Annotated in this window: 5 protein-coding genes and 2 pseudogenes; 4 read left to right on the forward strand and 3 right to left on the reverse strand. The window is 59.3% G+C overall.

The genetic code is table 11. The features are described from left to right. Positions 1 to 55 precede the first annotated feature (55 nt). Positions 56 to 897, reverse strand: a pseudogene (locus tag AX750_RS26330) (IS3 family transposase); the annotation flags it as partial. 157 nt (positions 898 to 1,054) lie between these two features. Continuing rightward, a complete protein-coding gene (locus tag AX750_RS24550) occupies positions 1,055 to 1,612 on the reverse strand; it encodes a recombinase family protein (protein ID WP_067255142.1) in 558 nt (185 codons plus the stop codon). A 444-nt stretch (positions 1,613 to 2,056) separates the two neighbouring features. Here AX750_RS24550 and AX750_RS24555 point away from each other — a divergent pair, with 444 nt between their 5' ends. The 4 genes from AX750_RS24555 to AX750_RS24565 all read left to right on the forward strand — a co-directional run bounded on the left by AX750_RS24555 (position 2,057) and on the right by AX750_RS24565 (position 9,282). Next, positions 2,057 to 3,373 carry an efflux RND transporter periplasmic adaptor subunit gene (locus AX750_RS24555; RefSeq protein WP_067255147.1) on the forward strand — a complete coding sequence of 439 codons (1,317 nt, stop codon included), beginning with the start codon at positions 2,057 to 2,059 and terminating at the stop codon, positions 3,371 to 3,373. 15 nt (positions 3,374 to 3,388) lie between these two features. Then, positions 3,389 to 6,649 carry a CusA/CzcA family heavy metal efflux RND transporter gene (locus tag AX750_RS24560; protein WP_067255144.1) on the forward strand — a complete coding sequence of 1,087 codons (3,261 nt, stop codon included), beginning with the start codon at positions 3,389 to 3,391 and terminating at the stop codon, positions 6,647 to 6,649. A gap of 120 nt (positions 6,650 to 6,769) precedes the next feature. Further along, on the forward strand, positions 6,770 to 7,096 hold the full coding sequence (locus tag AX750_RS26335) for a hypothetical protein (protein ID WP_156450216.1): 327 nt from the start codon (positions 6,770 to 6,772) through the stop codon (positions 7,094 to 7,096). Positions 7,097 to 7,236: 140 nt separating this feature from the next. Then, positions 7,237 to 9,282, forward strand: coding sequence for a heavy metal translocating P-type ATPase (locus tag AX750_RS24565; RefSeq protein ID WP_245282514.1), 2,046 nt, complete (start codon positions 7,237 to 7,239; stop codon positions 9,280 to 9,282). A 116-nt stretch (positions 9,283 to 9,398) separates the two neighbouring features. On the opposite strand, the pseudogene AX750_RS26675 reads toward AX750_RS24565, so the two are convergent. Further along, positions 9,399 to 9,747: pseudogene (locus tag AX750_RS26675) on the reverse strand (hypothetical protein); the annotation flags it as partial.

A 9,747-nucleotide genomic window follows, 5' to 3' on the forward strand; every position in this document is an offset into this window, starting at 1 on the left:
CGGTCGATCTGTGTTTGAGACAGGCCGCCCGGGAACTGGCCTCGATCTATTTACTGTCGGTGTTGAAGATCTCCGGCTTGCCGAAGCGGGCCATCGCCTCCTCGACGGCCTCGATGCAGAAGGCGACGTCCATGTTGATCGAGAGCCGCCAGGCCAGAACCTTGCGGCTGAACCAGTCGACGACAGCCGTCAGATAGACGAAGCCCCGCGCCATCGGGATGTAGGTGATGTCCATCGCCCAGACCTGATTGGGCCGCGTCACCGGCAGCTTGCGCAGCAGGTAGGGGAAGATCTTGTGCCCCGGCGCCGGCTTCGAGGTGTTCGGCCGGCGGTAGAGCGCCTCGATCCCCATGCGCTTCATCAGCGTGGCGACGTGGAGACGCCCAGCCCTATGGCCATCGGCCCCAAGAAGCCCCTGCAACATGCGGCTGCCCGCGAAGGGGTATTCCAGATGCAGCGCGTCGATCGCGCGCATCAACGCCAGGTCGGCGGCAGGAACCGCGCGAGGCAGATAATAGACGCTGCCCCGGCTGAACCCGAGTGCTCTGGCTTGCCGGTTGAGCGGCAGATCGTGCGCGCGATCGATCATCGCTTTGCGCTCAGAAGCCCGGCCTTGCCGAGCGCGCCGGACAAAAAATCATTCTCCAGCGCCAGCTCCCCGATCTTCGCATGCAGCGTCTTCACGTCGATCGTTGGTGCGTTAGACTCGGACTTCGCCTCGGAGCCGAAGACACCGGCAGCCCCTTCAAGAAGCTGGCTGCGCCACTGCGTGATCTGGTTGGGGTGGACGTCAAACTGCTGCGCCAAGTCGGCCAGCGTCTTCTCGCCCTTGATGGCCGCCAGCGCGACCTTCGCCTTGAAAGCCGGGCTGTGGTTCCGGCGCACGCGTCTCGTCATATCCGCTCCTGTTCACGACAATCATGCCGCGTTCAGGCCGAACATCCACCTACGCCCGATGTCCAGATTTCCCGAGCCAGCTCTGCAGATGGCTTACCTTGGGCTTGTCCCAACCGTAGCGGATCAGATGAAGCTACGGGGATGTCGCGTTACGGATTCAATTTGCCTTTAACCTCGAGATGGTGGAGTGCGAAACATTATAACTCCTGGCGATCTCCGTCATCGACTCCTCGCCGGCATCGCGACGACGGACTGCTTCGTCGCGCTGATGCGGCGTGAGCTTGAACCGTCGGCCAAGTTTCACACCGCGCGCTTTCGCGCGAGCGCGTCCTTCGCCGGTGCGGGAGCGGATCAGCTCGCGCTCGAATTCCGCCAGGCCGGCCAACACCGTCAACATCAACCTACCGTGAGCGGTAGTCGTGTCCGCCCATCCATCCCCGAGCGATCGGAACGCCGCACCCTTGTCGGCGACGACCCCGAGAATGTTCAGGAGGTCACGCGTCGATCGGGCCAAGCGGTCGAGGCGCGTCACGATCACGACGTCGCCAGCGTTCAGCGTGCTCAGCAGCTTGTCAAGCTGGACGCGATCGCGCTTGGCACCGGAAACCTTCTCCTTGAACAGCCGCGTCGCGCCGGCCGCCTCGAGCTGCGCAACCTGGGCGTCGAGGGTCTGGCCGTCGGTCGAGACCCGGGCGTAGCCATAAGCGAAGGGCATGGAACGGGCTCGCATTGCGCACATATAATATGCACAGCATAACCCACTGGAATCGCGGTGTCGAGCTAGCTGTGCATAATTCTTGATTTGTGCACAGAGCTATTTAAAAGTATTGGCTCGAAACGAGGTCAGCGCATGCATGAGAAGCACACCTTGACATCGTCGTCGGACCGATCTCGGCTTCGACAGCCTGATCGCCGTGGGCGGCCGTGTCAGTTTGCCTCAGAAAACGGCCTTGTACCTATAGTAGCTATAGGTATTAAGCCTTCTGGCCATTGTCGCTTTGATTCGCTACTGGCTGCATCGGCGCTCAGGAAGACGTCAAAATGTCAATTTATGAGTCGAGTAGTCGTTTGCGAGAGCGAGGGCTTATGCTGGCTGCCGCCGTGCACCATTTGAGCCGGCAGCAATCGGCGAGAAGCTGACATTCAGAGGTTGATGGAAATGACCGCTCGCGCTTATTACCTCTCTGGTCTCTTTGGCCTTGCCGGCATTCTCGTCGGTGCATTCGCGCCTTACGTGGGCCAGTCGATCCGAGGGGCTGTTGGTTTCAGGCCACCGCCCGGCATCGACCAAGCGCGAGCCGCGGATGGTGCAGATATTCGTTTGGGTGGCGGCGCAGGGAAGAGCGTGAAAGGCGCACGCAATACGCCTGCAGCCGACGAAAGCAGAGCCGCTGAAGGTTTGATCAAGTTAACTCAAGACCAGATCAGCGCGCAGGAGATCGACGTTGCCACTGTTCAAGGAGGTTTTCTTTCACGCCACATTATCGTGCCTGGTACGATTTCACCGGATGTCAACCGGATTGCTCGGGTGCCGGCACGCGTCGTCGGAACGGTCGCTGAAATGCGCAAGCAGCTCGGCGATATGGTTACGAAAGACGAAGTGGTCGCGGTGCTCGATAGTCGTGAGGTTGCAGATGCCAAAAGCGAGTATCTGACGGCATCCGTGAATTTCGATCTTCAAAAAACGAATTTCGAACGCGCGCAAGGCCTTTGGGACAAGCGGATCTCGGCCGAACAACAATACCTGCAGGTCCGGGCAAGCTTTTCCGAAGCGCAGCTTCGCGTCGATTTAGCACGCCAGAAACTGTCAGCTCTTGGCATAGACGCTGCGGAAGTGGCGAACGCAGCTAAGGAAGACACTGCGGGATCAGGGCAGTCGAGCCTGCGCAAATATGAACTTCGCTCTCCGATGCCAGGGCGAATTGTCGATCGCAAGGTGGATGTCGGCACGGCGGTAGGCAAGGAAGGGGATCCCGCCGATCTCTATACAGTTGCCGATCTTTCCACCGTCTGGATCGATCTTACTGTTACACCAGGAGACCTTGGTAAAATCAGGGAGGGCGCAAAAGTCTCGATCGCCACGAATGACGACGACAGCAAACGCGCTGAAGCTCGGATCATGTTTGTCAGCCCCATTCTGAACTCGGAAACCCGTTCGGCACGCGTCATTGCATCCTTGGCCAACCAGGATCTATCGTGGCGCCCGGGATCGTTTGTTACAGCCGAAATAGAGATCGGGCGAGAACAAGCGAAGTTTCTCGTGCCGCGGGCTGCATTGCAAACGATAAGCGGCGAACGCGTGGTCTTCGTCCGGAAACCCGAGGGTTTCCAACGCAGGGACGTCAAGGCTGGCCAAGCCGACGATGCGGTGGTCGAAATTCTCTCTGGTCTTTCGTCGAGCGACAAGATCGCGGTCAAGAACACCTTTCTGCTCAAGGCCGAACTCGGCAAAACCGAAGCCAAACACGACGATTGAACGGAACAGATCCTTATGATCGCCCGCATTCTCGCTTTCTCGGTGCATCAGCGCTGGCTCGTGCTTCTTTTGTCGCTGTTGGCAGCAGGCTTCGGGGCCTATTCCTTGACGAAGCTGCCGATCGACGCCGTTCCCGACATCACGAACAATCAGGTGCAAATCAACACGACCGCCGCGTCGCTATCGCCGTTCGATATCGAAAAGCAGGTGACCTATCCTGTCGAGACCGCCTTGGCCGGTATCCCGGGTCTCGAATACACCAGGTCTCTGTCGCGTAACGGCTTTTCCCAAGTTACCGCGGTCTTCAATGAGAAGACAGACCTCTACTTCGCCCGGCAGCAAGTGAACGAACGACTTGCCGAGGCTAAGGCAACTCTGCCGTTGGGGGCCGAACCACGCATGGGTCCGATTTCGACCGGGCTGGGCGAAATCTACATGTGGGCTATTCAGTACAAAAAGCCCGCAGATGGTAGCACGGTCCACGATGGCCGCCCTGGCTGGCAGAAAGACGGCAGTTTTCTGACACCGGAAGGTCAGAGCCTGACCACCGATTTCGAGCGGGCAGCTTATTTGCGGACGGTCCAGGATTGGATCATTCGCCCTCAGGTCAAGACGGTCCCCGGGGTCGCCGGCGTGGATGGCATCGGCGGGTATGAGAAACAGTATCATGTTCAGCCCGATCCCGCGAAGCTGGTCGGGTTCAATTTGTCGTTCAGTGACATTGCAGCAGCCCTCGACGCCAACAATGCCAACCGCGGCGCGGGCTATCTCGAGGAAAATGGCGAAGGTTACGTCGTGCGCTCGGCTGGTCGCCTCGAAAGCATGGACGAGATCGGCAATGTCGTCGTGGCGACCCGCGGCGGGGTGCCGATCAGAGTAAAGGATATTGCCGAAGTCCGAATTGGACGTGACCTTCGAACGGGGTCCGCGTCTGAGAACGGCCAGGAGGTGGTGGTCGGCACTGCTCTGATGTTGATCGGCGGAAACAGCCGGACCGTTGCGGCCGCCGTCGACACTAAGATGAAAGAGATCGTTCGTTCGCTGCCACCCGGCGTCGAGGCCAAAACAGTTCTGAACCGCACCCTCCTCGTCGATGCAACGATCAAGACGGTTGCAAAAAATCTTGCCGAAGGCGCGGCGCTGGTCGTCGTCATCCTGTTCCTATTGCTAGGCAACATACGAGCTGCCATCATCACTGCCATGGTGATCCCCGTCGCCATGCTGATGACGATGACTGGCATGGTACAGGGCCGCATCAGCGCTAATCTGATGAGCCTCGGGGCGCTCGATTTCGGCTTGATCGTCGATGGTGCGGTCATCATCGCGGAAAACAGCCTTCGGCACCTTGCCGAACGTCAACACGAATTAGGCCGCAAGCTCCATCAGGGCGAGCGCCTCAGCACTGTTATCGAGTCGGCTGAGGAAATGATCAAGCCATCGCTCTATGGCCAAGCTATCATCATTCTTGTTTACGTGCCACTTCTTACGTTTACTGGCGTCGAAGGTAAGATGTTCGAGCCGATGGCGTTGACCGTCATCATCGCGCTCGCTTCAGCCTTTATCCTTTCCCTGACCTTCGTTCCGGCTCTCATCGCAATCGCGATCACCGGACGAGTGCAGGAGAAGGACAATGTCTTCATTCGCATCATGAAGACTGCTTATCGACCGATGCTGGCGAGCGCAGTGAAGCGGCCGATCTCGTTTATCCTTGGGTCTGTTGGCCTCTTTGTGCTGTCTGGTGTCTTGTTCACGAGTCTTGGCCAAGAGTTCATTCCGACCTTGGACGAGAAGAACATCGCGATGAACGCATTGCGGATCCCTTCGACGTCGCTGACACAGTCGCAGGCCATGCAGATCAGGGTCGAAAGGGCGGTGAGCCAATTCCCGCAGGTGGCCTATGTGTTTTCGAAAACAGGCACGGCGGAAGTTGCTGCAGACCCAATGCCGCCGAACTCGTCCGATACCTTCATCATATTGAAACCTCAGGCTGAGTGGCCCGATCCGACATTGTCGAAGGCCGATTTGCAGGAGCAAATGGAGAAATCCGTCTCGCAGCTGTCGGGCAACAACTACGAGTTTTCGCAGCCGATCCAGCTTCGTTTCAACGAACTGCTGGCAGGAACGCGCGGCGACCTGGCGGTAAAAGTCTTCGGCGAAGAATTCGGTCCGATGCTGCAAGCCGCAAACCAGATCGCGGCGGTCCTGCGCGACACGCAAGGGGCGGAAGACGTCAAGGTAGAACAGACCACCGGTCTGCCATTCCTTGAAATCAAGGTCAACAAAACAGAGATCGCTCGGCTGGGACTGAGCCTATTTACGGTGCAGGAGGTCATTGGCGCGGCGATCGGCGGCCGAGAGGCAGGCTATGTTTTTGAAGGCGACCGACGTTTCCCAATCGTCGTGCGTCTCAACGACAAGCGGCGCGAAAATTTGGAGGCCTTGCAGAATGTTCCGGTTTCATTGCCACCAACGGCTACCGGACGTGGCTCGTCGGTGCCGTTAAAACAGGTCGCGACCTTTACGGTGGCAGAAGGGCCCAACCAGATCTCTCGAGAGAATGGCAAGCGACGCATCGTCGTGACGGCCAACGTTCGTGATCGTGACATCGGTTCACTCGTCGCGGAGGCCCAAAGCAAGGTCGGCGAACAGGTCCAGCTACCCGCAGGTTACTATGTGAGTTGGGGCGGTCAGTTCGAGAATCTCGCTTCTGCGCGCCAGCGCCTGATGATCGTCGTGCCGGGCTGTTTTTTCCTGATCTTCCTGCTGCTCTACCAAGCTCTCGGGTCGGCACGGGATGCCATTTTGGTGTTTAGTGCCGTGCCCTTGGCCCTGACTGGGGGTATTGCAGCCTTGTGGCTGCGAGGAATGCCTTTTTCCGTCCCCGCAGCTGTCGGCTTCATTGCGCTATCTGGTGTCGCGGTCTTGAACGGCCTCGTCATGCTGACATTCATCAAGCAGCTGATGGAGGATGGCATGCCGAAGCAGCAGGCCATTCTGGAGGGGGCGATGGTACGACTACGCCCGGTTGCAATGACCGCGCTTGTTGCTTCGCTCGGCTTCGTTCCGATGGCGCTCGCCACGGGAACGGGCGCCGAGGTACAAAGGCCGCTTGCTACGGTGGTCATCGGTGGGCTTATCAGTGCGACCCTCCTGACCCTCGTCGTGCTGCCAGCGCTCTATGCGCGCTTCTCGGGAGATCGGCATCGGCGCAGGGATGAGGACGCAGACGCTGCGGAGGGGCTCCCAATGACAGCTTTAAATCCCGCTGCTGAATAAGGATTCAGATTGAAGTCATGAAGCGCCCTCATGCACAGCAGGGTCAGCGGCTTGCATGTCTAACCAGAGAGTCCTGATTGGCTTGGCTATGGGCAGGAAAATGTATAGATTGATTAAATCATGATTGGACTGAGCGGTTTCCCATGCCGGGTGAAAATGCTCGTCTTGGCAAGCTTTTTGATCCTGCTCTGTAGCGTCAAAGCTTTTGAAGCTCGCGCTGCGGACGGGGGGATTAATGACGCCTTGGCCGAGGCTGGCTGCGTGCAGGTTGGTATCAAGCGCCTACCGCCGATCGGCAAAACGCAAGTTTTTGAAGCGACTTGTGCTGGACCATCGCACACCATTGTCAGGGTTGTATGCATGGGTGGACGATGCATCGCGGACCATCCTCACGGCAGGCGGAACGAGCCTGGCGAACGCGACGAAGAAAGCAGTGATAGCGATTGAGAAAAACGCGCGCGATCGATTGTCAGTTTTTGTGGCTTATTGACTTCCATGAAGGCGAGAACTTCGCCCCATTTCAGCCGATAAGCCCTCGGGGATCTCTCGCTCGGCAGCGACTGAAACAACTTTGACTGGATGATGCCGTGAACTCGACCACCTCCGCTAAGCCGGACTCTCACGCAGGTCATAGTCACCCGCCAGGCAAGCACAGCGATGATGAGAACCATGACGGACACGACCACGAATCCGGCATCTTCGGCCCGAACACAGAGCTTATTTTCTCTCTCCTTTGCGGAGCTTTGCTGATCGCCGGATATAGCATCGAGAAGACGTTATCCGTCCCTGCATGGCTGCCTCTTGCATTTTATCTCGGAGCTTATTTTTTTGGCGGTTTCTTCACCGTCCGCGAGGCGATCGAAAACCTCCGCCTGAAGAAATTCGAGATCGATACCTTGATGTTGGTCGCGGCAGCCGGCGCTGCTGCGCTTGGTGCATGGGCGGAAGGCGCGCTGCTGCTGTTTCTCTTTAGCCTCGGCCATTCGCTCGAGCACTACGCCATGGGCCGCGCCAAGCGGGCGATCGAGGCTTTGGCGGAACTGGCTCCCCGGACCGCGCTGCGGCGTCGGGGCGCTGACCTCGAAGAGGTGCCGGTGGAGATCCTGGAGATCGGAGACATCATCGTCGTCAAGCCAGATTCAAGGCTGCCGGCCGATGGCTTCCTGATCAAGGGTGCCGGCAGCATCAACCAGGCGCCGGTGACCGGCGAAAGCATACCGGTGGACAAACGTGCGGTGGACGACGCAGCCGCTGCGCGCGCCAATCCCGACAATGTCGCTGCGGCGCATCGCGCTTTTGCCGGCACCATCAACGGCAGCAGCGTCATCGAGATCGAGGTCACCCGCAAATCCTCGGACACGACACTCGCAAAGGTCGTGAAAATGGTCAGCGAGGCCGAAACTCGGAAATCGCCGACGCAGCGCTTTACGGATAAATTTGAGCGGATTTTCGTGCCGACTGTCTTGGTGCTGGCGGTGGCTCTCCTGTTTGCTGGCCTTGTGATCGATGAGCCGTTCCGCGATACTTTTTATCGGGCCATGGCGGTTCTGGTGGCCGCCAGTCCCTGTGCGCTGGCGATTGCGACACCAAGCGCGGTCCTGTCGGGCGTGGCGCGCGCTGCCCGCGGAGGGGTTCTCATCAAGGGCGGCGCCCCGCTGGAGAATCTCGGATCGCTGACCGCTATCGCCTTCGACAAGACGGGCACGTTGACGTCCGGCAACCCCAGGATTACCGATATCGTTCCGGCCCCAGATGTGACTGAAGCCGAATTGCTGACGGTTGCAGTCGCCGTGGAAAGCCTCAGCGACCACCCGCTCGCGCGCGCAATTGCGCGGGACGGACGCGAGCGGCTGGGCGACCAATCGCTGATGGAGGCAACCGATCTCGACAGCTTGACCGGGCGCGGCGTGTCGGCTCGCCTGAACGGGGAGACGGTGCTGATCGGCAAGGCAGAGATGTTTGGTGTGGACGGCGTCGCTTCTCTCTCAGAGCCCATGCAGAAGGCCGTCGCCTCTCTTCGCGAGGGCGGCCGGACGACAATGGTGGTCCGTCGCGGCGACCGCGACATCGGCGCCATCGGATTGATGGATACGCCGCGCGAAGCCGCGAAAGCGACGCTCGCCCGCCTACATGTATTAGGCATCAAACGGCTGATTATGATTTCCGGCGATCATCAGAAGGTCGCAGAGGCGGTCGCAAGGCAGGTCGGTATCGACGAGGCTTGGGGCGATCTGATGCCCGAGGACAAGGTCGAGGCGATCAAGAAGCTGCGTTCCCAAGGCAAGGTCGCCATGGTCGGCGACGGCGTCAACGATGCGCCGGCGATGGCGACCGCAACCGTCGGGATCGCGATGGGCGCTGCCGGCTCCGATGTGGCGCTCGAGACGGCGGATGTCGCCCTGATGGCCGATGATCTCTCCCATTTGCCCTTCGCGGTCGGGCTGAGCCGAACGACGCGATCGATCATTCGACAGAACGTGTTCGTCAGCCTGGGAGTAGTCGCACTCCTGGTTCCATCCACAATCATGGGGCTCAGCATCGGCGTCGCGGTGGCTTTCCATGAAGGATCGACGATCATCGTCGTCGTCAATGCGCTCAGGTTGCTCGCATATCGGAAAGACCCGGCCGTGTAGCTAACGGCCATGCCCCCGGAGGCCTGCTCACATTCCGAGCTTCTGCGCTGAGAATGGAGCTCGGAGTGATGGTACCTCTACGCTCAGGCAACCGCGCTTCGGCCATCAAAGCTAGCCTAAAGGTCACCTCTCAGCACATCGAGAGGGATTTTCAGATACCGCCGGCCATTCGGCTCGCGAGCAGGCAATTTTCCGCCCTGAATGTTGACCTGGAGTGACTGCAGAATCAATCGAGGCATCGCCAAGCTACGGTCGCGCTCATTGCGCATGGCGACGAACGCCGCCTCGGTACCGGCTTTTATCAAATGGATGTTATGGCCGCGCTGCTCCGCGACGCTCGATTCCCACTGCGGTTCGCGGCCGCCGGGCTGGTAGTCGTGACCGACGAAGAGACGTGTTGCCTCGGGAAGCGTAAGCGTCGTCCCGGCCTCACCTTTCGCGCGGGGACTGGAACGTTGATGTTCC

Source organism: Methylobacterium sp. CCH7-A2 (genome assembly GCF_001557075.1).
Lineage (GTDB): Bacteria > Pseudomonadota > Alphaproteobacteria > Rhizobiales > Beijerinckiaceae > Allobosea > Allobosea massiliensis.